At 73.1% G+C, this 24,050-nt stretch carries 21 protein-coding genes and 1 pseudogene; 11 read left to right on the top strand and 11 right to left on the bottom strand.

Features of this window, described 5'->3' with window-relative positions; genetic code table 11:
• Positions 1-6: 6 nt before the first annotated feature.
• On the bottom strand, positions 7-564 hold the full coding sequence (locus HF526_RS10085; protein WP_169381104.1) for a hypothetical protein: 558 nt from the start codon (positions 562-564) through the stop codon (positions 7-9).
• Positions 561-1,184, bottom strand: coding sequence for a hypothetical protein (locus HF526_RS10080; protein WP_211177016.1), 624 nt, complete (start codon positions 1,182-1,184; stop codon positions 561-563). The genes HF526_RS10085 and HF526_RS10080 overlap by 4 nt, the downstream gene beginning before the upstream one ends.
• Before the next feature lie 140 nt (positions 1,185-1,324).
• Between HF526_RS10080 and HF526_RS10075 the strand changes: the two genes are divergently transcribed.
• Positions 1,325-2,290: a hypothetical protein gene (locus HF526_RS10075; RefSeq protein WP_169381103.1), complete on the top strand. Its 966-nt coding sequence runs from the start codon at positions 1,325-1,327 to the stop codon at positions 2,288-2,290.
• 9 nt (positions 2,291-2,299) lie between these two features.
• Here the strand turns inward: HF526_RS10075 and HF526_RS10070 are convergent, their stop codons facing one another.
• The 3 genes from HF526_RS10070 to HF526_RS10060 all read right to left on the bottom strand — a co-directional run bounded on the left by HF526_RS10070 (position 2,300) and on the right by HF526_RS10060 (position 6,923).
• Positions 2,300-4,030 (bottom strand): class I adenylate-forming enzyme family protein, encoded by a 1,731-nt coding sequence (locus HF526_RS10070; RefSeq protein WP_169381102.1) that lies wholly within the window; start codon positions 4,028-4,030, stop codon positions 2,300-2,302.
• The gene (locus HF526_RS10065; protein WP_169381101.1) at positions 4,027-4,965 is read right to left on the bottom strand and encodes an SMP-30/gluconolactonase/LRE family protein; all 939 of its coding nucleotides are present in this window, start codon (positions 4,963-4,965) and stop codon (positions 4,027-4,029) included. The genes HF526_RS10070 and HF526_RS10065 overlap by 4 nt, the downstream gene beginning before the upstream one ends.
• 62 nt (positions 4,966-5,027) lie before the next feature.
• Complete coding sequence (locus HF526_RS10060; RefSeq protein WP_239028511.1) at positions 5,028-6,923, bottom strand: ABC transporter ATP-binding protein; 1,896 nt, start codon at positions 6,921-6,923, stop codon at positions 5,028-5,030.
• 90 nt (positions 6,924-7,013) lie between these two features.
• Here HF526_RS10060 and HF526_RS10055 point away from each other — a divergent pair, with 90 nt between their 5' ends.
• Positions 7,014-8,105, top strand: coding sequence for an AbrB family transcriptional regulator (locus HF526_RS10055; RefSeq protein ID WP_338051394.1), 1,092 nt, complete (start codon positions 7,014-7,016; stop codon positions 8,103-8,105).
• 1 nt (position 8,106) lies between these two features.
• On the opposite strand, the gene HF526_RS10050 is transcribed toward HF526_RS10055, so the two are convergent.
• The gene (locus tag HF526_RS10050) at positions 8,107-8,991 is read right to left on the bottom strand and encodes an ABC transporter substrate-binding protein (RefSeq protein WP_169381099.1); all 885 of its coding nucleotides are present in this window, start codon (positions 8,989-8,991) and stop codon (positions 8,107-8,109) included.
• A gap of 87 nt (positions 8,992-9,078) precedes the next feature.
• Positions 9,079-10,449 carry an MFS transporter gene (locus tag HF526_RS10045; RefSeq protein ID WP_239028510.1) on the bottom strand — a complete coding sequence of 457 codons (1,371 nt, stop codon included), beginning with the start codon at positions 10,447-10,449 and terminating at the stop codon, positions 9,079-9,081.
• Positions 10,450-10,751: 302 nt separating this feature from the next.
• On the opposite strand from HF526_RS10045, the gene HF526_RS10040 reads away from it, so the two are divergent.
• The 3 genes from HF526_RS10040 to HF526_RS10030 are packed head-to-tail and all read left to right on the top strand — an operon-like array spanning position 10,752 to position 12,794.
• Positions 10,752-11,204, top strand: coding sequence for a MarR family winged helix-turn-helix transcriptional regulator (locus HF526_RS10040; RefSeq protein ID WP_476705397.1), 453 nt, complete (start codon positions 10,752-10,754; stop codon positions 11,202-11,204).
• Positions 11,201-12,004, top strand: coding sequence for an ATP-binding cassette domain-containing protein (locus HF526_RS10035; protein WP_169381097.1), 804 nt, complete (start codon positions 11,201-11,203; stop codon positions 12,002-12,004). The genes HF526_RS10040 and HF526_RS10035 overlap by 4 nt, the downstream gene beginning before the upstream one ends.
• On the top strand, positions 11,964-12,794 hold the full coding sequence (locus HF526_RS10030; RefSeq protein ID WP_169381096.1) for an ABC transporter permease: 831 nt from the start codon (positions 11,964-11,966) through the stop codon (positions 12,792-12,794). The genes HF526_RS10035 and HF526_RS10030 overlap by 41 nt, the downstream gene beginning before the upstream one ends.
• 34 nt (positions 12,795-12,828) lie before the next feature.
• Here the strand turns inward: HF526_RS10030 and HF526_RS10025 are convergent, their stop codons facing one another.
• Positions 12,829-13,860, bottom strand: coding sequence for a cytochrome d ubiquinol oxidase subunit II (locus tag HF526_RS10025; RefSeq protein WP_169381095.1), 1,032 nt, complete (start codon positions 13,858-13,860; stop codon positions 12,829-12,831).
• On the bottom strand, positions 13,857-15,233 hold the full coding sequence (locus tag HF526_RS10020; protein WP_338051393.1) for a cytochrome ubiquinol oxidase subunit I: 1,377 nt from the start codon (positions 15,231-15,233) through the stop codon (positions 13,857-13,859). Before HF526_RS10020 ends, HF526_RS10025 begins: the two co-directional genes overlap by 4 nt.
• Before the next feature lie 143 nt (positions 15,234-15,376).
• On the opposite strand from HF526_RS10020, the gene pgm reads away from it, so the two are divergent.
• Positions 15,377-17,032 carry a phosphoglucomutase (alpha-D-glucose-1,6-bisphosphate-dependent) gene (gene pgm, locus HF526_RS10015; protein ID WP_169381094.1) on the top strand — a complete coding sequence of 552 codons (1,656 nt, stop codon included), beginning with the start codon at positions 15,377-15,379 and terminating at the stop codon, positions 17,030-17,032.
• 48 nt (positions 17,033-17,080) lie between these two features.
• Entirely contained in the window at positions 17,081-17,833 is a 753-nt protein-coding gene (ppgK, locus tag HF526_RS10010; protein WP_169381093.1) for a polyphosphate--glucose phosphotransferase, read from the top strand.
• Positions 17,834-17,887: 54 nt separating this feature from the next.
• On the opposite strand, the pseudogene HF526_RS35255 reads toward ppgK, so the two are convergent.
• Both HF526_RS35255 and HF526_RS10000 read right to left on the bottom strand, forming a co-directional pair.
• A pseudogene (locus HF526_RS35255) lies at positions 17,888-18,130 on the bottom strand (universal stress protein); the annotation flags it as partial.
• Positions 18,131-18,144: 14 nt separating this feature from the next.
• Positions 18,145-20,220 carry an NAD(+) synthase gene (locus HF526_RS10000; protein WP_169381092.1) on the bottom strand — a complete coding sequence of 692 codons (2,076 nt, stop codon included), beginning with the start codon at positions 20,218-20,220 and terminating at the stop codon, positions 18,145-18,147.
• A 449-nt stretch (positions 20,221-20,669) separates the two neighbouring features.
• Here HF526_RS10000 and HF526_RS09995 point away from each other — a divergent pair, with 449 nt between their 5' ends.
• The 4 genes from HF526_RS09995 to HF526_RS09980 all read left to right on the top strand — a co-directional run bounded on the left by HF526_RS09995 (position 20,670) and on the right by HF526_RS09980 (position 23,979).
• Positions 20,670-21,782 (top strand): baeRF2 domain-containing protein, encoded by a 1,113-nt coding sequence (locus tag HF526_RS09995; protein ID WP_169381091.1) that lies wholly within the window; start codon positions 20,670-20,672, stop codon positions 21,780-21,782.
• A 21-nt stretch (positions 21,783-21,803) separates the two neighbouring features.
• Positions 21,804-21,986, top strand: a complete 183-nt coding sequence (locus HF526_RS09990; RefSeq protein ID WP_169381065.1) for a hypothetical protein — start codon at positions 21,804-21,806, stop codon at positions 21,984-21,986.
• Between the two features lie 235 nt (positions 21,987-22,221).
• Positions 22,222-22,413 (top strand): hypothetical protein, encoded by a 192-nt coding sequence (locus tag HF526_RS09985; protein WP_169381090.1) that lies wholly within the window; start codon positions 22,222-22,224, stop codon positions 22,411-22,413.
• Between the two features lie 225 nt (positions 22,414-22,638).
• Positions 22,639-23,979, top strand: a complete 1,341-nt coding sequence (locus tag HF526_RS09980; protein WP_169381089.1) for a phosphoribosyltransferase — start codon at positions 22,639-22,641, stop codon at positions 23,977-23,979.
• Positions 23,980-24,050 lie beyond the last annotated feature (71 nt).

Below are 24,050 nucleotides of genomic sequence, written 5' to 3'. Positions count from 1 at the left end.
CGGCGGTCAGAACGCCAGCAACCGGTCGAAGAAGCTCCGGTACCGGCCGAGTGCGAGCCGCAGGTCCTCGGTGGAGGCCTGGTCGTCGTGCAGGTCGCGCTCCAGCTCACCGCGCTGACGGCGGAACACCTCCTCGATCTCGTCGAGGACCTGGCCGACCAACTCGTCGGCGCCGCGCACCGCGGTGCGCGGCTCGTCGACGAACCCGGCCTTCAGGGCCTCCCAGCGCGCCCGGTAGTCGGCCGCCCGGTCGTGCGAGATGAGCGCCGCGGGCCGGTCACCGCCGCCGCCGGCGTCGTCGGGGCGCCGCGCCCGCGCGCCGGCGCCGTCGGGCGGATCGTCGACGGTCCCGCGGTCGGGCTCGGTGAGCCGCCGCTCCCGAGGACCGGGCCCGTCCGCCGTGTGCTCGCGGTCGGAGCGCCGCTCCCCGGGGTGCGAGGTCTCCCACGGGGTGTCGGTCCCGCCCAGGGCCCCGGCGTCGTGCTCGCGCCGGTCGTGGTCCGCCGGGCGGGTGCGGACGTCTGCGTCGGGCGCTCGCGGGCCCGACTCGTCCATGCTGCTCATACCTGCGTCTCCTCACTCCTCGGGCGTGCCTGACCGCTCTGCGCTGCCGTGCCGGTGCGGCGCCCGTCGCCGCCGGGCCGCCGGGTCGGACCGGGGTCATCGCCGCCGCGGTCGAGCAGCGCCTCGATCAGCGACCGGTACGAGGTGACGGCCCGGCGCAGGTCCTCGGTGTCCACGCCGCCGCGGGCGTTCGCGGCCGAGATCCGCTGCGCCTCGCGGTAGTGCTGGACGACGACCGGGTGTTCCACGGAGATGTCGGCGGCCCGCTGCTCGAAGTCGACGACCGGGTAGCCGCGCGCGGACATCACCTCGACGACGAGGGCGTCGGCCCGTTCGACGGCACGGTCGGGGTCGTCGACGAAGTCGCGCTGGACGCCGAGCCAGCGATCGTGGAACTCGGCGCGCTCGCGCTCGTCCAGGTCACGCAGCTCGAGCTTGCGGTGCCGCTTCTCGCGCTGCGCCAGCTGGTCCTCGGTCTTCCGGCGGTCGTCGGTCTCGGCCAGACTGCGCTCGTACTCGGGTCCGAACCGCTCCTTGAGCCGTTCGCTGCGTCGCCGCCCACCGACGATGTGGACGGCCGCACCGATCGCGGCCAGGACCACGACTGCCACGATGATCACTACGATGAGTGTGGTGCTGTTCATGGGACGGATTGCCCGGATGGTTGAAGTGACAATCCGTACCCGGTATATCGATCTGTGATGCAGCTCACACTGAGTCGGGTGAGGATGAACCGCTTCCGCCGGCCGGGCGAAGCGCAATGAGTGGCGAGCACCCGGCGGATGCCCTGGACGAGGCCGCCGAGGAGCTGTACGGCCTGTCGCCGGACGACTTCATCGCGGCCCGGGACGCCCGGGTCGCCGCGGCCCGGGAGGCGGGCGACCGGGAGTCGGCACGCGCCATCGGCCGACTACGCCGCCCGACGCAGGCCGCCTGGCTGGCCAACCTGCTCGCCCGGGAACGCGCCGACCAGCTCGACGGGTTGCTCGGCCTCGCCGAAGGGCTCTCCGACGCCCAGCGCACCCTCGACGGCGACACCCTGCGCACGCTGTCGTCCCAGCGCCACAAACTGGTCGCGGCGATGGCCCGGGAGGCGCGCCGGCTGGCGGGGCGGCGCGGGTACGGGGTCGGTGACGGCACCGAACGGGACCTGCGTGGGATCCTCGAGGCGGCGCTGGCCGATCCGCGGATCGCGGCCGACCTCCGGTCCGGGCGGCTCACCCGCACGGTCAGCTACTCGGGGTTCGGGCCCGAGGTCGCCGAGGACGCCACCCCGCGCCCGCCCGCCCGCCGCCCGGCGCTCGTGCCCGTCGCGGAGCCTGCGGACACCGGGACCGACGAGGCCGAGCCGCAGGCCGACGAACGCGAGCGGGAACGGCAGCGCACGCGGCAGGAGCGCGAACGCGCCGAACGCCGGGCCCGGGAGCTCGCGGCCGCGGAACGCGAGCTGGCGGACGCCCGCCGCGCTGCGGCCGAGGCCGAGGAGCGGGAGAAGGCCGACCAGGCGCTGCGCGAGGAGGCCGCGCGGCGGTACACCGCGGCCCGGGAGCAGGTCGCCGAGCTCACCGCCGCGCTCGACGAGGCCCGCGCCCACGAGCGCGACGCGGCCGAGCAGAAGCGGGAGGCCGACGCCGCCGCCAAGGACGCGGCCCGGGCGGCCCGGATGGCCGCCACGGCCCTGTCCTGGGCGCAGAGCAGGCTCACCGCGTTGCACGAGGAGGAGTGACCGGGCGGCTCACAGCTGCCGGACCCGCGTGATCGCCTGCCGCAGCTCGGCCTTGAGGACCTTGCCGGTGGCGGTGCGGGGCAGCGGCTCGTCCCACCAGACGACGTGCGCAGGCACCGCGAAGGCGGCCAGCCGGGCGGCGGCGTGCCCGCGCAGCGCGTCGGCGTCGCGCAGCGCCCCCGGCCGCGGCCGGACCACGGCGGCCACCTCCTCCCCGAGCGCCGGGTGCGGCACCCCGACGACGGCGACCTCGGTGACGTCCGGGTGCTCGTGCAGCACCGCCTCCACCTCCGAGCTGTAGACGTTCTCCCCACCACGGAGGATCACGTCCTTCATCCGGTCGACGACGTACACCCAGCCCTTCCGGCGGTAGCCGAGGTCGCCGGTCCGGAACCAGCCGTCGACGAACGCGGTCGCGGTGGCGTCGGGGTTGTTCCAGTACCCGCGCACGATGTTGGGGCCGCGGAACCACAGCTCGCCGACACTGCCGTCGGGCAGGTCCGCTCCGGACCCGGCATCGACGATCCGCAGGTCCGCGCCCGGCACGCACCGGCCGACGCTGTCCGGGTGGGCGGCGTAGTCCGGACCGGTGTTGTTGCACACCGCCGAGGTGGTCTCCGTCAGGCCGTACCCGTTGGCGGCGGCGACCCGAGGTCCGAGCGCGGCGTCGATGCGGGTGACCAGCTCCGGCGGGATCGGCGCGCCGCCCATCCCGATCCGGGTCAGCGACGCCATGTCCGCACGGTGGTCGATGGCGAGCCGGGCGACCTCGCGCATCACCGTCGGCACCCCCGCCGCGGTCGTCAGGCGCTCGCGGCGGACCAGCTCCCGTGCCTCGTCCGGGTCCCAGCGGTACAGCGTCGCGAGCTTGCCGCCGGTGAGCACCGCCCCGCACAGGCCGTTGATGCCGGCGATGTGGAACAGCGGGTAGGTCAGCAGCGTGCCGGGTTGCGGCGCATCCGGCCCCGGGGCGGGTGGCGGCGCGCCGCCACCCGTCAGCCAGGCCAGGGCCCGGGCCTGCAGCAGCACGTTGAGCGCGTTGGTGCAGTGGTTGCGGTGGCTGGCGACGGCGCCCTTGGGCCGGCCGGTGGTGCCGGAGGTGTAGAGGATGGTGGCGTCGTCGCCCGGGTGCACGGCGACGTCGGGCAGCGCGGCGCCGGGGTCCAGCGCGGCGACCACGTCGGTCCACTCCCGCACCCCCGCCGGTGCCGGCCCCGTACCACGCACCCGCACCACGGGTGGCAGGCCGCCGAGCTCGGCGGCGAGCGCCGCCACCCGCTCCCCGTCGGCGAACAGCGCCTTCGAGCCGGAGTCGCGCAGCGCCCAGGCCAGCTCGGGCCCCGGCCACCAGGCGTTGAGCGGGACGGCGACGAGACCGGCCACCTGCGCGGCCCAGAACACCGGACTCCACTCCGGGTAGTTGCGCATCGCGATCGCGACCCGGTCGCCTTGGACCAGCCCGTACTCCTCGCGCAGCAGCCGGGCCAGCCCGGCGACCAGCCGCAGGTGCTCGGCGTAGGTCCACCGCTGGTCGCGATAGACCACGAAGTCGCGGTCGCGATGCGCCGCGGTCGCGGCCAGCATGTCGCGCAAGGTGGCCGGGCCGCGCCGGTAGACCCGCATCGGGATGCCGGTGACGACCTCGTCGACGAGCTCGAACTCGCCCCCGGGCGCGGTCAGCCGGGCCAGGATCGGGCCGAGGCCGATGCGGTCCGCCCGGTCCCCGATCTCGCCGGTCATGCGGCGAAGTTCAGCCGCAGGCCCGGGCGGTCCCACGGGGTCGAGTACAGCAGTCCCCGGCCCGAGGACGTGATGTAGGCGGTGCGCAGGTCGGGGCCGCCGAAGCAGATGTTGGTGACCCAGATGTCGTACGCGGGCGGTGTCACGACGTCGAGCAGCTCCCCGTCCGGGGAGACCACGCTGACCCCGCCGGTGTACAGCGTCGCGACGCACACGTTGCCCTCGGCGTCGACGGCCAGCGAGTCCAGCGTCTGGTGCCCGGGGAACCCGTGCAGCAGGGTGCCGCCGTGCGGGATCCACGGATCGGCCTCCCGGCGGACCCGGCCGGGGCCCTCGATCTCCCAGTACCAGAGCCGGCCCGGCCCGGTCTCGGCCACGTAGACCCGGGATCCGTCCGGGGACAGACCCACTCCGTTCGGCGTGGTCAGCGGGTAGACGACCTCGGTGATCCGGGAGCCGTCGGCACTGGCGTAGTACAGCCCGCCGTGATCGATCTCGCGGGCCCGGACCTTGCCCAGATCGGTGAACCAGAACCCGCCGTCGGCGTCGAAGACGATGTCGTTGGGGCCGCGCAGGCCGTGTCCGTCGACACAGGTGTAGAGGTCGGTGACCTCGCCGTCCCAGGTGACACGCTGGATGCGCCCGCCGGTGTAGTCGTCGGGCTGGCGCCCGGGCGCGGTCAGCCCGCGACGCGTGGACCAGCCGAAACCGCCGTTGTTGCACACGTACACCGCGCCGTCGGGGCCCAGCGCCGCACCGTTGGGCCCGCCGCCGCACTCGGCGACGACGCTCACCGTGCCGTCCGGGGCGATCCGGGTCAGGGTGCCGCGCTGGATCTCCACCAGCAGCACCGATCCGTCCGCCAGCGCGATCGGCCCCTCCGGGAAGCGCAGCCCGCGCGCGATCTCCCGAAACCCGTCCGAGTCCACTGTCATCGGTGTCCCCTCCCCCGGGCGACGGTGCCCGGCGGAGATCACCCTGCCATGACGGGGCGGTGTCAGCCGACCTTCTCCGGCGCCGGTTCCTCGTGCAGCGTGCGCCCGTCGCGGAACACGACGCCGTCGGCGCACCGGGCCTGCACCGCGCCACCGGCGAACTGTTCGGTGTAGAGCCGGGCGTAGAGACCGTCGTGAGCCAGCAGCTCGGCGTGCGTGCCGCGCTCCACGACCTGCCCGTTCTCGACGGCGAGGATGAGGTCGGCGCCGAGCACCGTGGACAGCCGGTGCGCGATGGCGATGGTGGTGCGCTGCCGGGTCGCCTGCTCCAGGGCCTGCTGGACCAGCCGCTCGCCGGCCGTGTCGAGCGCGCTGGTGGCCTCGTCGAGGATCAGTACCGGCGGGTCCTTGAGCAGCACCCTGGCGATCGCCAGCCGCTGCTTCTCCCCACCGGAGAGCCGGTAACCGCGCTCCCCGACGACGGTGTCGTAGCCGTCGGCGAAGCTCATGATCCGGTCGTGGATGTTGGCGGCGCGGGCCGCGGCCTCGAGCTCGGCCTGCGTCGCGTCGGATCTGGCGTAGCGCAGGTTGTCCGCGATGGTCGCGTGCAGCAGGTAGGTGTCCTGGGTGACCATCCCGACGGCGCCGGCGACGGAGGCCTGGGTGAGCTCGCGGACGTCGATTCCGTCGAGCAGCACCTGACCACGGTCGACGTCGTAGAGCCGCGGGATCAGGTAGGACAGCGTGGTCTTGCCGGACCCGCTGGGGCCGACGATCGCGGCCAGCTGGCCCGGGTGGACGTCGAAGCTGACGTCGCGCACCGCCCACCGGCGGGCACTCCCGTCGGCATCCGGGTCGGTGCCGTCGGGCTCGGCGTCGTCGGACGCCGGGTAGGCGAACCAGACCCCGCGCAGCGACACCTCCCCGCGGACCGCGGCCGGGTCGACCGTCCGCGCGTCCGGGGCGTCGACGATGGCCGGGCGCAGGTCGAGGTAGGAGAAGATCCGCGTGAACAGCGCGAGCGAGGTCTGCACGTCCAGCGACACCCGCAGCAGGTTCATCGTCGGGAACAACAGCCGCGACTGCAGCGTGGTGAACGCGACGAGGGTCCCGGCCGTGACCGGGCTGCCCGCCGCGATGAGCAGGCCGGTGACGAGGTAGGCCAGCGCCGGGGTGACGCCCATGAACGTCTGCACGACCGCGAAGAACGACTGCCCGGTCATGGCCTGGCGGACCTGCAGGTCGACCTGGCGGGCGTTCTCCGCGCGGTAGCGCGCCACCTCGGCGGCCTGCCGGTTGAACACCTTCGCCAGCAGCACCCCCGACACCGACAACGACTCCTCGGTGATCGCCGTCATGTCCGACAGCGACTCCTGGGTGCGTCCGGCGAGCCGCCGGCGGACCCGGCCGACCCGGATCTGCAGCAGGACGAACAGCGGCACCAGCGCGACCGCCACGATGGTCAGTTGCCACGACAGCACCACCATCGCGATCAGCGCCGCGGCCACCGTGACGACGTTGCCGAGGATCGAGGTGGCGGTGTCGGTGAGCACCGACTGCACCCCGCCGACGTCGTTGGCCAGCCGCGACTGGATCGCGCCGGTGCGGGTCGCGGTGAAGAACGACAGGTCCATCCGCTGCAGGTGCTCGAACAGCCGCCCGCGCAGGTCGGCCATGACCCGGTTGCCGAGCAGGGTCGTCTGCCACGTCTGCCAGACCCCGATCAGTGCCGACAGCACCGGGATCGCGATCATCCCGGCCACCAGCCAGGCCAGCAGCGGCACGTCGACGCCGCGGCCGGGCGGGAACAGCGCCTTGTCGAAGGCGGCCTGGGTGAGGAACGGCGTGACGATGCCGAGCCCGCTGCTGACCAGGACGGCGAGCAGGATGGCCGCCATCCCCGTCCGGTACGGCCGGAACAGCGCCCACACCCGGCGACCGACACGGTCAGTGACCATGGCACCCCCTCGGTGACCCCGGCCACCGGGGCCGGGTTGCATCAGCCTGCCAGCCGCCCGCGCGGACGGCGCGTCTGACAGGGTCGGGGGGTGCGGGCGAGTGCGAGGACCCGGATGGGCTGGCTGCGGACGGTGCCATGGGCGCGCTGGCTGCCGCTGATCGCGTTCACCGTCGTGGTCACGCCGGCGATCGGCGCGTTCGGGGCGCCCTCCCCCGCGCTGTTCGCCGGGCTGGGTGTCGGCACCGTGCTCGCGTTGCTCGGCCGGGCTCCCGAGCGCGTGCCGCGGCGGGCGACCGCGCTCGCGCAGGCCGTCATCGGTGTGGTCATCGGCATGCTCGCGCAGAGCTCGACGTTGTCCGCAGTCGCGCAGAGCTGGCTGCCGGTGCTGCTGGTCAGCCTCGGCACGCTGGTGGTGAGCATGGCGGCCGGGCTGCTGATGGGGTTGGCGCGGGGCGTGTCGCCGCTGACCGGGATGCTGTCGCTGACCGCGGGCGGGGCGTCGGGCCTGGTCGCGGTCAGCCGGGAACTCGGCGGCGACGAGCGGCTCGTCGCGGTCGTGCAGTACCTGCGGGTCGGCATGGTGACCGCGACGATGCCGGTGGTCGCCGCGCTGGCCTTCGGTGCCGGGCACGCCGGGTCGACCGGTGCGGCCGCGGCCACCGCCCCGTGGTACGTCGGGCTGGCCCTGCTGGTGGTGTGCTGCGCGGCCGGGATCCCGCTGGCCCGCCTGACCCGGGTGCCGGCCGGCGCCCTGCTCGGCCCGATGGTGGTCGCGCTCGCGCTGACCCTGTCCGGCTGGTCGTTCGGCGCGACGCCGCCGGCTCTCGTGGTCGACCTGGCCTACGCCGTGATCGGCTGGCAGGCGGGGGTGCGGTTCACCCGGGAGAGCATCCGCACGGTGGCCCGGGTGCTGCCGCTGGCCACCGCGCTGATCCTGGGCATCGTCGGGGTGTGCGCGACGTTGGGCCTGCTGCTGTCCCGGCTGACCGGGATGACCCCGCTGGAGGGCTATCTCGCGACCACCCCCGGCGGGGTCTACGCGGTGCTCGCGACCGCGATCTCCGCCGGTACGAACGTGACGTTCGTGGTCGCCGTCCAGGTGCTGCGGGTGATGATCATGCTGTTGATCGCGCCGTTCCTGGCCCGCTGGGTGGGGCGGCGCTGGGGCACCGGCGGGTAGCTCAGCGCACCCGCGCGACCCGGCCCGGCGGCGGCTCGGGCACCGCACCGGGGTGCAGCGCCCACGCCAGCGCCTCGACGCCGTCGACCAGCCGAGGCCCGGCCCGCACCACGTAGGACGCCGAGTCGATCGCGACCACCGGCACCGCGGGCAGCCGGTCGAGGACCGCGCCGGCCTGCTCCACGGCGGCGCCCAGGCCGAACCCGCAGGGAGCGACCACGACCACCTCGACCGCAGCGGCGGCCACCTCGTCCCAGCCGATCGTCGTGCTGCGCCCGCCGTCGACGCACCCGACGGGCTCGCCGCCGGCCCGGCGGATCAGCTCCGGCACCCAGTGCCCGGCGACGAACGGCGGGTCGGTCCACTCCAGGACCAGCGCGCTGCGACGCGGACGCCCGGCGACGGCCGCCGCCACCGCGTCCAGCCGGGCGTCGAGTTCGGCGACCAGCCGGGCGGCCGCCGCCGTCGCCCCTGCGCGCCGGCCGACCGCCGTGATCGCGTCGAGCACCTCGGCCACGGTGTGCGGGTCGATCGAGAGCACATCGGCGGAGCAGCCGATCGTCGCGAGCGCCTCGTCGACGGCGCCCGACGGCAGCGCGCAGACCCGGCACAGGTCCTGGGTGAGGATCAGGTCCGGATCGATCGCGGCCAGCGCGTCCCGGTCCAGCTCGTACATCGGCAGACCGCGGGCGACGCAGTCGCGGACCACGGCGTCGATCGCACCCGGGTCCAGGCCGGGCGGCAGCGCGGTGTCGACGACCACGGGCCGCCGGTCGCGGATCCCGACGGGGTGGTCACACTCGAAGGTCACCGCGACGAGCTGGTCTTCCAGCCCGAGCGCGCCGACGATCTCGGTGGCCGCGGGCAGGAGCGAGGCGATCCGCACCGGCTGACCCTAGGGTGCGCACCGCCGAGCGCAACCTCACGGTGGTTCGATCACGGTTCGACAGCGCTGAGGTTGCACTCGGCGCGGTCAGCGTTGCGCGGTGATCTCGTCCAGGCTGCGGCCGGTGGTGCGCGGACCGAGGACGGCGACGTCCACCGCGAGCAGCACCATGGCCAGGGCGATGGCGGCGAACACCGCGTTCGGGCCCGCGGAGTCGAGCAGCGGGATGAGCACGAACGGCATCACGGCCGTCGCGAGCCGGCTCAGCGAGTAGGCGCTGCCGGCGCCGGTCGCGCGCAGCGTCGTGGGGTACAGCTCGCCCTGGTAGACGTGCAGGCCGTTGGAGAACAGGTTGCTGACGATCGTGTACGCCACCCCGAGCAGCACGATCAGGGCGCCGCTGGTCGCATAGCCGAAGCCCAGGCCGAGGACCATCATGCCCAGCGCGGCGGCGATGATCAGCGTCTTGCGCTCGACCCGCTCGATCAGCGGGATCGACAGTGCCGAGCCGATCGGGTAGCCGAGGAAGGTCAGCGCGCTGAACGTCAGCGTGGTGACGACGTCGTAGCCCTTCGCGGCGAGCACCAGCGGCACCAGGCTGCCGAAGCCGTAGTAGCCGAACGTCTGGAGCAGCTGGAAGATCCACAGCATCACGGTGCGGCGCCGCCACGGCCGCCGGAACAGCGCCCGGAACGGCTCCCGGCGGGTCGCGGCCGCGGGGACCGGCACCGGTTCGGGCAGCCTGGTGCCGGGGTGCTCGTGGCGCGCGGCGTCCTCGAACGTGTGCACCACGGCGTCGGCCTCGTCGTGGCGCCCCATCGACTCCAGCCAGCGCGGCGACTCGGGCAGGCCCCGGCGCATCAGCCAGCAGAGCAACGCGCCCAGGCCGCCGAGGATGAACATCCACCGCCAGCCCGCGAGCCCGAGGATCGTGTGCGGGGTGATCGCCCGGGCGAGGAACCCCGCCACCGGCACTCCGCAGAACCCGAGGGTGTAGGCCCACGCGATCATCCGGCCGCGCACCCGGGCCGGCAGCAGGTCGGACAGGTAGGCATCGCACAGCGGGAGTTCCGCGCCGATGCCGATCCCGGCCACGAACCGGCAGATGATCAGCATCTCCACGTTCACGCTGAACCCGGCGAGCACCGAGAACAGCGAGTACACGCCCAGGGTCAGGAAGAACGCGCGACGCCTGCCGAGCCGGTCGGCCAGCCGGGACAGCGTCACCGCCCCGATGAACGCCCCGACGAACGCCGACGCGAGCACCAGTTTCTGGTTCGTCCCGGTGACCCCGAAGTCCGTGCTCAGCACGGTGGCGAGCGTCCCGGCGAGGAACACCTCGTAGAGGTCGAAGAACATCCCGATGCCGACCGCCACCAGGGCGAACCGGTGCCGCCGGGTGATCGGCAGCCGGTCCAGCCGGGCGGACACCGCCGGTGCTGACATCTGCGAGGTCATGGGCCTCCCCCGGCTCCGCGTCACCGCATCGGTGGGGTGACGGACGGGGTACATCTTCAGCAACAGGAGCCGGATTCGCCGGGCACTGCCCGAAATGCGCGGTATTCCGCGCGTCGCCGGCACCGGCCGCAGCATGATCGACGCCGACGGGACATTCCGGTCACCGATGGCCGCACGGTTCCGAAACCGGCGATCATGCGGCGGCGACGGCCCGCTCGCGCCAGGTCAGGCCGGCCCGGGCACCGGGCGCGGCCAGGCCCCGTTGCAGCCGAATACCTCTCATGCAGAGGTATATTTCCCGCGTGACGATCTCGCCCTACCCCGCCGACGAGCTCATGGCGGTCGTGCTCGGCCTGCGCCGCGTCGTGCGCCGCCGGCTGCGCGCCGACCTGCCCGGGCCGCGGCTGCGCGGGGCCCAGGTCGAGCTGCTCCAGCTGGTCGAGGCCGAACCCGGCATCGGCGTCGCGGCCGCCGCCCGGTCCCTGCACCTGGCCGGCAACTCGGTGAGCACGCTGGTCAACCAGCTCGTCGACGCCGGGCTACTGCGCCGCGAGACCGACCCGGCCGACCGGCGCGCCGCCCGACTGGAGCTCACCGACACCGCGGCCGCCCGGCTGGCGCGCTGGCGGGAGGCGCGCAGCCGGATGGTCGGTGACGCGCTGCGACGGCTGCCGGCCGACGAGGTCGCCACCGTGGCCGCTGCGCTGCCCGCGCTGCGGAAGCTGCTCGACGAACTTGCGGAGGAGGCCCCGTGACGGAGGCGGCGGTGCGCTGCACCGGGTTGCGGCAGACGTTCGGTGACACGGTCGCGGTCGACGGGCTGGACCTCGAGGTGACCCCCGGCGAGGTGTTCGGGCTGCTCGGCCCCAACGGCGCCGGCAAGACCACCACCATCCGGATGATCACCACCCTGCTGCCGGCGCCACCGGGGGCGATCGAGGTGTTCGGCCTCGACGTCGCCCGGCGCCGCACCGCCGTGCGCCGGCTGCTCGGCTACGTGCCCCAGCAACTGTCCGCCGACGGCACGCTCACCGGCCGGGAGAACGTCGCCCTGTTCGCCCGGCTCTACGACGTACCCCGCCGGGCCCGCGCCGAGCAGGTGACCTCGGTCCTCGAGGCCGTCGACCTGGCCGACGTGGCCGACCGCCCGGCCAAGACCTACTCCGGGGGCATGGTGCGCCGCCTCGAGCTCGCCCAGGCCCTGGTCAGCGCGCCGCGGGTGCTGATCCTCGACGAGCCGACCGTCGGCCTGGACCCCGTCGCCAGGGACGGGGTGTGGAACCGGATCGATCAGATCCGTGCGGCGACCGGGATGACCGTGTTGGTCACGACGCACTCCATGCAGGAGGCCGACCAGCACTGCGACCGGGTCGCGCTCATGCACCGCGGCCGGATCCGCGCCCTGGGCAGCCCCGCGGAGCTGCGCGGCACGCTCGGCCCGGACGCGACGCTGGACGACGTGTTCCGGCACTACACCGGTGATCGACTCGAGGATGAGACAGGAGGGATGCGGGATGTCCGTGCTGCCCGTCGCACCGCCGGCCGCGTCGGCTGACACCGAGCCCGGCCCGGTCCGGCTGGTCCGGACCTGGTTCTCGCGGGTCGCCACGATGTGCCTGGTGGAGCTGCAGAAGCTGCGCCACGACCGGTCCGAGCTGGTCACCCGCGCCGTGCAGCCCGCGCTGTGGCTGCTGATCTTCGGTCAGGTGTTCACCCGGCTGCACGCCATCCCCACCGGCTCCACGCCGTACCTGGACTTCCTGGCCCCGGGCATCCTCGCCCAGTCGGCCCTGTTCATCGCGATCTTCTACGGCATCCAGATCATCTGGGAACGCGACGCCGGCGTACTGGCGAAACTGCTGGTCACCCCGACCCCGCGGGCCGCGCTGGTCAGCGCGAAGGCCTTCGCGGCCGGTGTCCGCGCGGTCGCCCAGGCCATCGTCGTCCTCGTTCTTTCCCTGGTGCTCGGGGTGACCCTCACGGCCAACCCCCTCGCGCTGCTCGGCGTAGTCGTCGCGCTGCTGCTGGGCTCGGCGTTCTTCTGCTGCCTGTCGATCACGATCGCCGGGCTGGTGCTGTCCCGCGACCGGCTGATGGGCATCGGGCAGGCCATCACCATGCCGCTGTTCTTCGCCTCCAACGCGCTCTACCCGGTGCAGCTGATGCCCGAATGGCTGCAGGTGATCAACCACGTGAACCCGCTGAGCTACGAGGTCGATGCGCTGCGCGGACTGCTCGTCGGGACCCCGGCCCGGCTCCTGCTGGACTTCGGGGTGCTCGTCGGCGCCGCCGCGGCGATGATCGCCGTCGCATCCGCGCTGCTTCCCCGGCTGGTCCGCGGCTGACCCGGCTGTGCGGCTCCGGGCCCGCTCGCACCGATCATGCCGGGCCCGCCGCCGGGTCCGCCGCCACGGCCACCGGGGCCCGGTGCTGGAACAGCCGGTAGAGGAACACCAGGGACGGGACCAGCAGGACACCGCCCACCACCAGGGCGACCAGCACGGCCACCAGGGTCGACCGCCCGGCCGCCCCGTCGGCGATGGTCAGCTGGGATTCCAGCAGGTACGGATACTGCGCCACCGCCCAGCCGCACAGCACCGCCGCCACCGCGACCGCGGCGGCCACCCGGGCCCGGGCGTAGCGCCGTTGCACCAGCAGCCCGATCGAGACCAGACCGGCCAGCGCGGACACCACCACCACGGGCAGCGCCCGGCCGCGCAGCTCCGCGAACAACTGCGGCGCATCCGCACGCAGCACCGCGATCCCGATCAGGGCGAGCACGCCGGCGACCAGGCTGCTCAGCAGCGCCCCGGCCCGGAACCGCTCGGTCAGCTCCGGCTCGTGCTCACGGCGGGCGTCGGCGCACAGGTACACCGCGGCCAGGTAGCCGCACACCGCCACCGCGAGCACCCCGGAGAACATCGACGTCGGGTTGACCCAGCTGGTGATGACGTCACCGGCGGCGATCCCGGGCGGCACCCGGCCGGACGCCACCGCGCCGGCGATCGCGCCCAGGAAGAACGGTGTGCACAGCGACGCGAACGCGAACGACGCGCCCAGCAGCCGGCGGGCGTTCGGGGTGTCGACGCCGGAGCGGAACGCGAACGCCGCCCCGCGGGCGATCATCCCGAACGCGGCCAGCGTGAACGGGATGTACAGCGTCGATGCGATCGCGGCGAACGCGGGCGGGAAGGCGGTCCACAGCACCACCAGAATGAAGATCAACCACACGTGGTTGGCCTCCCAGACCGGCCCGATGGCGTGCTCGATGAGCGCGCGCTGCGGTGCGCCACGCCGGGTCCCGCCGGCCAGCAGGTCCCAGATGCCCGCGCCGAAGTCGGCCCCGGCGAACAGCGCGTAGGCGATCACGCCGAGCCACATCAGCGCGAGTACGACGTCGGCAAGGGTCATCGTGTCCCTATCGGCTCGGGCTGCGGTACGTCCTCCTGCGGGGCCACCGGCCGGTCGTGCCTGCCCGCGAGGCGGCGCAGCGTGTAGACGGTCGCCACGGTGAGCACGGTGTAGACCGCGAGCACGGCGTAGAAGCCGTACCGCAGGCCGGGGGCCGGGCTGACCGCGTCGGCGGTGCGCACGAGTTCGTAGACGATCCACGGCTGCCGGCCGACCTCGGTCGTCACCCAGCCGCCCTCCATGGCCAGCACCGCGGCCACCCCGGACGCGGCGGCCGCGCGCAGGAACCAGCGGGACCCGGGAAGCCGCCGGCGGCGCCACCAGACCCAGCCCAGCCACACCGCCAGCAGTACCAGCGCGAAGCCCAGCCCGACCATCAGGTTGTAGGACAGGTGGACGACGTCGACCGGTGGCCGCAGGTCGACCGGCGCGACGTCGAGCCCGGTGACCGTGCCGTCCAGGCTGTGGGTGACCAGCAGCGACAGCCCGTACGGGACGCGCAGCGCACCGTGCAGATCACCGTCGACCCAGACACCACCCAGCGAGAGCGGCACCGCACGCTGCGTGTGCGCGAGCCCCTCCATCGCCGCGAGCTTGACCGGCTGGTGATCGGCGACGGTGTTGGCGATCCAGTCGCCCACGATCACCTGCAGCGGCGCGGCGACGGCGCCGACGGTCAGCGGGATCGCCATCCCGAGCCGGTGGTAGCGGCCGCGGCGCCCGCGCAGCATGCCGACGGCGTAGACCGAGGCGACGAGGAAGCCGGTGACCATGTAGGCGGCCAGCAGCATGTGCACGACCTCCGGCGCCGTCGACGGGTTGAGCATCCCGGCGACGGGGTGGGCGTCCACGACCCGGCCCGTCGCATCGAGGGTGAAGCCCTGCGGGGTGTTCATCCACGAGTTCGCGGAGACCACGAAGAACGCCCCGGCCAGCCCGGAGGCGATGATCGGCAGCGCGGTGAGCATGTGCACCCGGGGCGGCAGCCGGTTCCAGCCGTACAGGTACACCCCGACGAAGATCGCCTCGAGGAAGAAGGAGAAACCCTCCAGCAGGAACGGGAACCCGAACACCGCGCCGAAGCGGGCCATCAGCCCGGGCCAGAGCACGCCCATCTCGAACGAGAGGATCGTCCCGGACACGGCGCCCGCGGCGAACATCAGCCCCATCGCCTTGGCCCAGGTGTGGGCGAGATCGCTCAGCGCCGGGTCGTCGTCGCGGTGCCCCCGCCACTCGGCGTAGAGCACGAGCACCGGGAAGGCGATGCCGAAACAGGCGAACACGATGTGCCACCCCAGAGACAGCGCCATCTGCATCCGCGCCGGATAGAGGTTCTGGGTGGCGTCGGCGAGCAGGTGACCGGTCGGGTCCACGGCATCCTCCGCTGGCGTTGCTGCGGACCGGGGTTCCCACACCGCGCGGGTGGAACCATGTGCGACCGGTTGCGTCAGCGCACGGATCGGGCAGGCTGGGGGCAGCCCGGACGCGGACCCGCCGCCCGGTTCGAGGAGAAGTGATGGCTGTGCACCCGCGCGCGGGTACCCCCGCGCAACCCGAGGACCTGGTCGACGTCGACAAGCTGGTCGCCGCCTACCACGATCAGCACCCCGACCCGGCCGTCCCCGGGCAGCGGGTCGCGTTCGGGACGTCCGGGCACCGCGGATCCGCGTTCACCAGCACGTTCAACGACGACCACATCGCAGCCACCAGCCAGGCGATCTGCGAGTACCGGGCCGCGCAGGGCATCGACGGGCCGCTGTTCCTGGGCCGCGACACCCATGCGCTGTCCGAGCCGGCGTGGGCCACCGCGATCGAGGTGTTCGCCGCCAACGGGGTCCAGGTCCTCGTCGACGCCGTCGACGGGTTCACCCCGACCCCCGCGATCTCGCACGCGATCCTCACCCACAACCGCGGCCGCACGACCGGCCTGGCCGACGGCGTCGTCGTCACCCCGTCGCACAACCCGCCGGCCGACGGCGGCTTCAAGTACAACCCGCCCGACGGTGGCCCGGCCGGCACCGACGCGACCGGCTGGATCGCCGGGCGCGCCAACGAACTGCTGGAGAACGGCCTGTCCGGCGTGCGCCGGGTACCGCTGGGCAAGGCCCGCAGCAGCGACGAGGTCCGCGCCTACGACTTCCTCGGCACCTACGTCGACGACCTGCCCGCCGTGGTCGACCTGGAGGCGATCCGGTCGGCCGGGGTGCGGCTGGCCGCCGACCCGCTCGGTGGCGCCGCCGTCGACTACTGGGCGGCCATCGCCGAGCGGCACCGGCTCGACCTCACCGTGGTCAACCCGCGCACCGACCCGACGTTCGGGTTCATGACGCTGGACTGGGACGGCAAGATCCGCATGGACTGCTCGTCGCCGTACGCGATGGCGTCGCTGGTGGCCCGGAAGGCGGACTTCCAGGTCGCGACGGGCAACGACGCCGACGCCGACCGGCACGGCATCGTCACCGCCGACGGCGGGCTGATGAACCCCAACCACTACCTGGCCGCCGCGATCGGCTACCTGTACACGCACCGGCCCGGGTGGCCGGGCGGTGCGGCCGTCGGCAAGACCGCGGTCAGCTCGTCGATGATCGACAGAGTGACCGCCGACCTGGGCCGTGACCTGCTGGAGGTCCCGGTCGGGTTCAAGTGGTTCGTCCCGGGGCTGCGCGACGGGTCGATCGCGTTCGGCGGCGAGGAGAGCGCGGGCGCCTCGTACCTGCGCCGCGACGGCACGCCGTGGTCGACGGACAAGGACGGGATCATCCTGGCGCTGCTGGCCGCCGAGATCACCGCGGTCACCGGCCGCACCCCCAGCGAGCACTACCGGGAGCTGACCGGCCGGTTCGGTGACCCGGCCTACGCCCGGATCGACGTGGCCACCAGCCGGGCGGCCAAGGCCCGGCTGGCCACGCTCTCCGCCGACGACGTGAGCGCCACCGAGCTGGCCGGGGAAGCGATCGTCGCCCGGCTGACCACGGCGCCGGGCAACGGCGCGGCGCTGGGTGGGCTCAAGGTCACCACCGAGTCGGGCTGGTTCGCCGCCCGGCCCTCGGGCACCGAGGACGTGTACAAGGTCTACGCGGAGAGCTTCCGCGGGCCCGAGCATCTCTCCCGCATCCAGGAGGAGGCCCGCGAGGTGGTCGCGACGGCGCTGGGCCCCGAAGCGCGCGGCTGATCACCCTCCGAGGACGATCGACGCGACGCAGGCGGGAGGATCGGCACCGTGACGAAGAAGCACAAGCACCTCGGATTCGGCGTCGACATCGGCGGGTCCGGCATCAAGGGCGCCCCGGTCGACCTGAACAAGGGCAAGCTCGCCGCCGAACGCGTGCGGATCCCGACCCCGCAGCCGTCCACCCCGGAGGCCGTCGCCGAGGCCGTCGGACAGGTGCTCGACCACTTCGACTGGGACGACCGGTTCGGCTGCACGTTCCCGGCCGTCGTGCAGCACGGGATCGTGCAGACCGCGGCCAACGTGGACACGTCCTGGATCGGCGTCGACGCGCACGAACTGCTGCGTTCCAAGACCGGCCGGCCGGCCCTGGTCATCAACGACGCCGACGCCGCCGGGGCCGCCGAGGTGCGGTTCGGGGCGGCGAAGGACCACAAGGGCGTCGTGCTGGTCACGACGCTGGGCACCGGAATCGGATCGGCCCTCGTCGTCGACGGAGTGCTGGTGCCCAACACCGAGCTCGGCCACCTCGAGATCGACTCCTGCGACGCCGAGTCGCGGGCCGCCGACTCGGCGCGCGAGCGCGAGGGGCTGTCCTGGGAGGAGTGGGCACAGCGGCTGACCCGCTACTACAGCCACGTCGAGGCGCTGCTGTGGCCCGACCTGATCGTCGTCGGCGGCGGGGTCAGCAAGAAGGCCGAGAAGTGGCTGCCCGCCGTGCAGATCCGCACCCCGATCGTGCCGGCGACGCTGCGCAACGAGGCCGGCATCATCGGCGCCGCGCTGCTGGCGGCCCGCTCCTAGGACCGGCACCTCTCGCCCTCGTGGCCACGCGGGTCGGCCGTCGACGGTGACGGGACAGCGGGCGTGGTGCACCTCGGCGTGGCTCACCGGCCCCAGCGGCGCCTCGGGGCTTCGGGTACGCCCGTGACGGCCGACCACGAGCAGAGTGGCGCCGACGGTCTCGTCCAGCAGCGCCTGCGCAGGCCGGTCGACGGCCACCACGTGACGCACCGGCACCCGGGGATGGCGCTCCCGCGCATCGGAGAGAAGACGGTCCAGCGGGTGCGAAGAGACCGAGGGCCCCCGCTCACGAGGCACCGGCCGGCCCCTCCTCAGCCGGGTACGTCGTGGCTGAGCTCATGGATCCAGGCCTGCGCGCTGGCGTCGCTGGGTGCTCGCCAATCGCCCCGCGGGGACAACGACCCACCGGAGCCGACCTTGGGGGCGTTCGGCAGGGCGCTGCGCTTGAACTGGCTGGTCTGCACGAAACGGCGCAGGAACACCTCGAGCCACCGCTTGATCGTGGCCAGGTCGTACTCATGGCGCTGGTCGGGCGGGACCAGGTCGGGCCATCGGCCCCGGGTCCGATCGCTCCACGCGTGCTGGGCGAGGTAGGCGATGCGGCTGGGCCGGTAGCCGAAGCGCAGGAGGTAGTAGAGGTGGAAGTCCTGGAGGTCGAAGGGGCCGACGACGGCCTCGGAACTCTGCATCGGTTGCGCGGAGGCCGGGTCCGGGGACGGAATCAGCTCCGGTGAGATCTCGGTGTCCAGCACGGCCTGCAGCGCCGCGGCGGCCTGGGGGCCGAACTGCCCGGTCTCGATGACCCAGGAGATCAAGTACCTGATCAGCGTCTTGGGTACCGAGGCGTTCACGTTGTAGTGCGACATCTGGTCGCCGACACCGTAGGTCGACCAGCCGAGGGCCAGTTCGCTGAGATCGCCGGTACCGACGACGAGGGCGTCGTGGTGATTGGCCAGGCGGAACAGGTGGGAGGTGCGCTCGCCGGCCTGCACGTTCTCGAACGTGACGTCGTAGACGGCGGCTCCGTACGCTGCCGGGTGGTTCAGGTCGCGCAGCATCTGCATCGCCGAGGGCCTGATGTCGATCTCGTGTGCGGTCGTGCCGAGGGCGCTCATCAGCCGCCGCGCGCTCGTCAGGGTGCGGGAGCTCGTGGCGAAGCCGGGCATCGTGTAGGCCAGCACGTTCGTGCGGGGCAGGCCGAGCCGATCCATGCTCCTGATCGCCACGATGAGGGCTTGGGTGGAATCGAGCCCGCCGGACACGCCGATCACGACGTTCTGCAGGCCTGTCGCCGCGAGCCGGGTGACCAGTCCCTGCACCTGGATGTGATGCACCTCGGCGCACCGCTCGTTGCGCCCGGCCGGGTCGGCGGGCACGTACGGGAACCGCTCGATCTCGCGACGCAGTCGCACCACCGTGTCCGGCAGCGTCGGTGCGAACGTGACCCGGCGCAACAGCCGCAACCGGTCCCGGTGATCGCGCGCATTGTCGGTGAAGCTCGTCATGCGCATGCGATCCGCCGCGAGCCGCTGGAGATCGACATCAGCGGTGACCAGCTGCCCTCCACCGGCGAAGCGCTCGCTCTCGGCGAGCACCTCCCCGTTCTCGCAGACCAGCGCGTGCCCGTCCCATGCAAGGTCCGTCGTCGACTCACCGGAACCCGCCGCGGCATAGAGATAGCCGGCGATGTAGCGCGCTGAATGCCCCGTGCACAACTGCCGCCGGTAGTCGGCCTTGCCGACCACGATGTTGCTCGCCGAGAGGTTGATCAACACCGTCGCCCCGCCCAGCGCCGCGTATCCGCTCAGCGGCATCGGCACCCAGCCGTCCTCGCAGATCTCGACATGGAACACGAACCCGGCGACGGTAGACGCGTCGAAGAGCAGGTCGTTACCGAACGGCACCGACCGCCCTCCGACCGAAATCCGGTCGACCGTTGTGTCCCGGGCCGCGACGAACTGCCGCTTCTCGTAGAACTCCCGATAATTGGGCAGATAGCTCTTCGGGACCACGCCGAGTATCTCACCGCGGTGCACGACCACAGCACAATTGAACAGGCGGCCGTCGAGTCGCATCGGGGCGCCGACGACGAGCACTCCGGTTATCCGCCTGCTCTCCTCGACGAACCGATCCAGTGCCGTATCCACCGCATCCTGCAGGGCGTCCTGATGGAACAGGTCCTCTGCGCTGTACGAGGACAGGCCCAATTCCGGGAACACGGTCATGATGGCGCCCTCGCGCGCCGCCCTGTGCGCCAGGTCCAGCGACCGCTCGACGTTGAATGCGGGATCAGCCACGCGCACTTCCGGGACGGCCACCGCCACGCGCACGAAGCCGTGCCGGTACAGCGAGGCGAAAGAGGTGGCGCAGGTTGATCCTTCTTGCATGGCACCATGCTGCCCGATTCGCGCCGCGCGCATTGTTCTCGTGCACGCCATTCGGTCGGCCGACGCTCCGATCGCTCGGGGCGAAGGGGACCCGTCGTCACCAACCTCCTGAGCCGGTCACCGACGCTGGGCTCTGTCGCGACGGCCCGACCGGCTACCGCCTGGCCCAGGTCGACCCGCGCCCGCAGGACCTGGCCCACCACACACTCCCCCTCACCGTCAGCCGGCACCGCGCTCCCCTGCTGAGCACCGAGGAAGCCGTCGCCCGGACGTCCAGCGCAGCGAACCGGAACAGGGGCGATGGTGCCCGTCCGGTCCTGACCATCGCCTCGGGATCCGGCAGGCGAGGCCGGCCCCGAGGTCGGCGCCCGTACCCGATGGACCTCGGACCCCCGATGGATCGCCCTTGGGCTCTTACCGTGCCGATCGCCGCGACCGACGGTGCAGTCATGCACAAGCTCACCAGCCACGGCACCCACGTGCTGCGCGACATGTACTCCCGGCCCGGCCCGATCGCGTCGGTCTACTTCAGCCTTCGGGCGACGGGAGAGGAAGAGGCGCTGCCGCGCTGGCATGTGATCGCCAGGGAACTCGCCCACCACGGTGCCGGGGACACGACGATCGAGACGGTGCGGGGCCGTGTCCTGGGGGCCGTACCGGGGTCCGGCGTGCTCGCGACGTTCGTCGCCGGGGACGAGGTCCTGCTCAGCGCGCACATGTCCGAAGCCGACCAGCCGGACCTGGCGAGGTACGGCGGCCTGCCGCACTTCCTGCCGCTCCTGGACTGGTTGCAGAACCGGCCTCCCTACGTCGTGGCCCTGGTGGACCGCACCGGCGCCGACATCACCGTCCACCCGGGTGGCACGGCCACCCCGGTCCGGCAGGCCGTCAGCGGCCCGGACGACGAGATCGAACGCAACGCGCCGGGAGGTTGGGCGCAGGGCCGCTACCAGCACCGGGCCGAGGACTCCTGGGAGCACAACGCCACCCGGGTGGCCGAGGTACTGGCGCCCCACATCCGCCGGCACGCCATCCGGCTCCTGATCCTCGCCGGGGACGTGCGCGCGCTGCAGTACCTGGAGAAGCACCTGCCCACGCAGATCAAGCACAAGATCGTCATCCACCGCGTCTCCGGCGGCCGCAGCCCCGACGGATCGTGGCAACTGCGAGCCGAGCAGGTCGCCGACGACGTACGTCTGGCGGTGGCGGCGCAGACCGCTCTGCTGCTGGGCCAGCTCGACGAGGAACGGCGTCCGGGTGGGTGCGCCGTAGACGGTGTGGAGCCCACCCTGGCGGCATTGGCACAGGGCCGCGCCCGGATCCTGCTGCTCACCCCGGACACCGGGGAGCCCCGTATGGCCTGGTACGGCCCGGGCCCGGCGGACGTGGCCGCCGAGCCGGAGTTGCTGGAGCGTGCCGGGCTGCACCCGGAAGGCGGCCCCCTGGTCGACGTCGCCGTGCGCTCGGCGCTGCTGAGCGGGGCCGGCGTCCGCGTCCTGGCGCCCACCGGTGGCCCGGAGGCACCACTGGAGGGCATCGGGGCGCTCTGCCGTTTCCCCTGACGCACCCCACTGCTGGGACGCATGGGGCTGACGGTGGCGGTCGACGTGGTGCGCCCCGGCTACGTGCCCCGGGGTGCGGGGGTGCTGTGCCGCCTGGTTTTCGCACACATCGGCCGGCCGTCGATCCGGGCGTTGGACGACGGACGCCTCCCGCCGTTCGGCGAGTGGGACGTCGAGGGCCGGACATACCGCCTCGGCCGGTGAGTCACACGCCGACGGAGCTCGACCGGAGCGAACGCAAGGCCGTGGAGATCCGCTCGAGCGGCCGGCCGGCCATCGCCCGGCAGTGCTGCCCGACGACTCGTCGCCGGCAGACAGAGCCGTAGGTCCCCGACATCGCCACAGTCTCTCCTGCTCCTGGCGGGACATTCGCTGCTGCGGCACCTGCCGGTGACTGAACAACACTGACCGAGAACGTCGCGCAGAGGAGGTTGACGTCATGCACATCCCCAAGGGCATGGTGGTGGAGCGGATCGCTACCGAGAGCGGCCGTGAGGCGGCGGACCGCGCCCATGCAGAGCTTCCAGAGCACGTCGACACCGAACGCGACGCCGACCTCCTGCGGAGCTTCAACCTCGACCCGCAGGAGGTCGCCGAAGGTCTCGGCCGGCAGGATCCGTACATCGGCTGACGCGAACCGCGGCATCCGGTGGTGTCGACTCGGTGGCCTGGCCGGAGCCACCGTGATGGCCGCATCCCGCACCGGTGAGCGCCGTTTCACGGCGTGGTCCGCGCCGGCGGTCCGCGCCGGCGCGGAAAGCCGAGCTGCCGGGGTGCTCCCGCCCACCGGGTCCAACGTCCCTGTCATCACGAGCCCGCGCCCCGAACAATGACCGCCTGAGCGAGGGAGGCCGTGATGCCGTTCATCGATCGTATGGAGGCCGGGCGGCAGCTGGCCGAGGCGCTACGGCACCTTCAGGGGCAGGACGTCGTCGTACTGGGGCTGCCCCGGGGTGGGGTTCCGGTCGCGTTCGAGGTGGCCCAGGCACTCGACGTGCCACTGGATGTGATCGTCGTGCGCAAGCTCGGTCTGCCCTACCAGCCCGAGCTCGCGATGGGCGCGGTGGGCGAGGGCGACGTGCTCGTGCTGAACGAGCGCGTGCTGCAGATGGCTGCTGTGAGCGAGGCCGAGATCGCCGAGGTGAAGCGCTCGGAACAAGCCGAGCTCGAGCGGCGGGCCCGGCGCTTCCGCCGGGATCGGCGCCGGCTGTCGCTGGCCGGCCGCACGGCGGTCGTGGTCGACGACGGGATTGCGACCGGCTCGACGGCCCGGGCCGCGTGTCAGGTGGCCAGAGCCCAGGGCGCGGCTCGAGTCGTGCTCGCGGTGCCGGTCTGCTCGCCCGACAGCGCCCTCCGGCTGCGCGGCGAGGTCGACGAGATGGTGTGCCTGGAGACCCCCGAGTGGTTCTTCGCCGTCGGGCAGTTCTACCTCGACTTCCGGCAGGTCTCGGACGAGCAGGTCGTGGAGCTGTTGCAGCGCTCTGCGCAGGCGGTCCCCGCGCCGGCGGCGGCCGCCGGTGCCGATCCGTCCCCGGGCGATCGGGCGGTCGATGAGGAGGTCGAGGTGGCCGCCGGGCCGGTGCGGCTGGCCGGGCATCTCACCGTGCCGGAGCACGCCACCGGACTCGTCGTGTTCGCGCACGGGAGCGGCAGCAGCCGGCACAGCCCCCGTAACCGCTACGTCGCCGGGATTCTCCAGCGCTCGGGCCTGGCGACGCTGCTGTTCGATCTGCTGACCCCGCAGGAGGAACACAGCCGGGCCATGGTCTTCGACGTCGAACTGCTGGCCGGCCGGCTGGCCGAGGTGGTGGCGTGGGTGCGCGGCCAGCCGTCGTGCCGGCACCTCCCGATCGGCTACTTCGGCGCGAGCACGGGTGCGGCGGCGGCGCTGTGGGCCGCCGCGGCTCCGGACGCGGACGTCGCTGCGGTCGTGTCCCGCGGAGGCCGCCCCGACCTGGCCGCCCCGCGGCTGGGCGAGGTGCGCGCGGCGACGCTGCTCATCGTGGGCGGCCACGACACCGCCGTGCTCGACCTCAACAGGCGGGCTCAGGCCCTGATGCGCGGTGAGAACCGGCTCGCCGTCGTCCCCGGCGCCACTCACCTGTTCGAGGAGCCCGGGACACTCGACCAGGCCGCGGGGCTCGCGCGTGACTGGTTCGTCAACCACCTCGTCCCGGCGCCGCAGCCCAGCGTCTGACCGGATGTCCTCGCCACACGGCGGGTCGGAGCATGCCGGGCCGGGCGCGATCGCCGGGCCTGCGGTACATC

The organism is Pseudonocardia acidicola (assembly GCF_012911935.1).
Lineage (GTDB): Bacteria > Actinomycetota > Actinomycetes > Mycobacteriales > Pseudonocardiaceae > Pseudonocardia > Pseudonocardia acidicola.
Note: the sequence above shows the minus strand (reverse complement) of the source record. Positions and strands in the feature narration are given on the sequence as shown.

Excerpts from the sequence above, each read along its gene's own strand:
- HF526_RS10085 (WP_169381104.1), bottom strand. The coding sequence starts at position 564 with ATGAGCAGCATGGACGAGTCGGGCCCGCGAGCGCCCGACGCAGACGTC.
- HF526_RS10075 (WP_169381103.1), top strand. The coding sequence starts at position 1,325 with ATGAGTGGCGAGCACCCGGCGGATGCCCTGGACGAGGCCGCCGAGGAG.
- HF526_RS10070 (WP_169381102.1), bottom strand. The coding sequence starts at position 4,030 with ATGACCGGCGAGATCGGGGACCGGGCGGACCGCATCGGCCTCGGCCCG.
- HF526_RS10065 (WP_169381101.1), bottom strand. The coding sequence starts at position 4,965 with ATGACAGTGGACTCGGACGGGTTTCGGGAGATCGCGCGCGGGCTGCGC.
- HF526_RS10060 (WP_239028511.1), bottom strand. The coding sequence starts at position 6,923 with ATGGTCACTGACCGTGTCGGTCGCCGGGTGTGGGCGCTGTTCCGGCCG.
- HF526_RS10045 (WP_239028510.1), bottom strand. The coding sequence starts at position 10,449 with ATGACCTCGCAGATGTCAGCACCGGCGGTGTCCGCCCGGCTGGACCGG.
- HF526_RS10030 (WP_169381096.1), top strand. The coding sequence starts at position 11,964 with ATGTCCGTGCTGCCCGTCGCACCGCCGGCCGCGTCGGCTGACACCGAG.
- HF526_RS10025 (WP_169381095.1), bottom strand. The coding sequence starts at position 13,860 with ATGACCCTTGCCGACGTCGTACTCGCGCTGATGTGGCTCGGCGTGATC.
- pgm (WP_169381094.1), top strand. The coding sequence starts at position 15,377 with ATGGCTGTGCACCCGCGCGCGGGTACCCCCGCGCAACCCGAGGACCTG.
- HF526_RS10000 (WP_169381092.1), bottom strand. The coding sequence starts at position 20,220 with ATGCAAGAAGGATCAACCTGCGCCACCTCTTTCGCCTCGCTGTACCGG.
- HF526_RS09995 (WP_169381091.1), top strand. The coding sequence starts at position 20,670 with ATGCACAAGCTCACCAGCCACGGCACCCACGTGCTGCGCGACATGTAC.
- HF526_RS09990 (WP_169381065.1), top strand. The coding sequence starts at position 21,804 with ATGGGGCTGACGGTGGCGGTCGACGTGGTGCGCCCCGGCTACGTGCCC.
- HF526_RS09985 (WP_169381090.1), top strand. The coding sequence starts at position 22,222 with ATGCACATCCCCAAGGGCATGGTGGTGGAGCGGATCGCTACCGAGAGC.
- HF526_RS09980 (WP_169381089.1), top strand. The coding sequence starts at position 22,639 with ATGCCGTTCATCGATCGTATGGAGGCCGGGCGGCAGCTGGCCGAGGCG.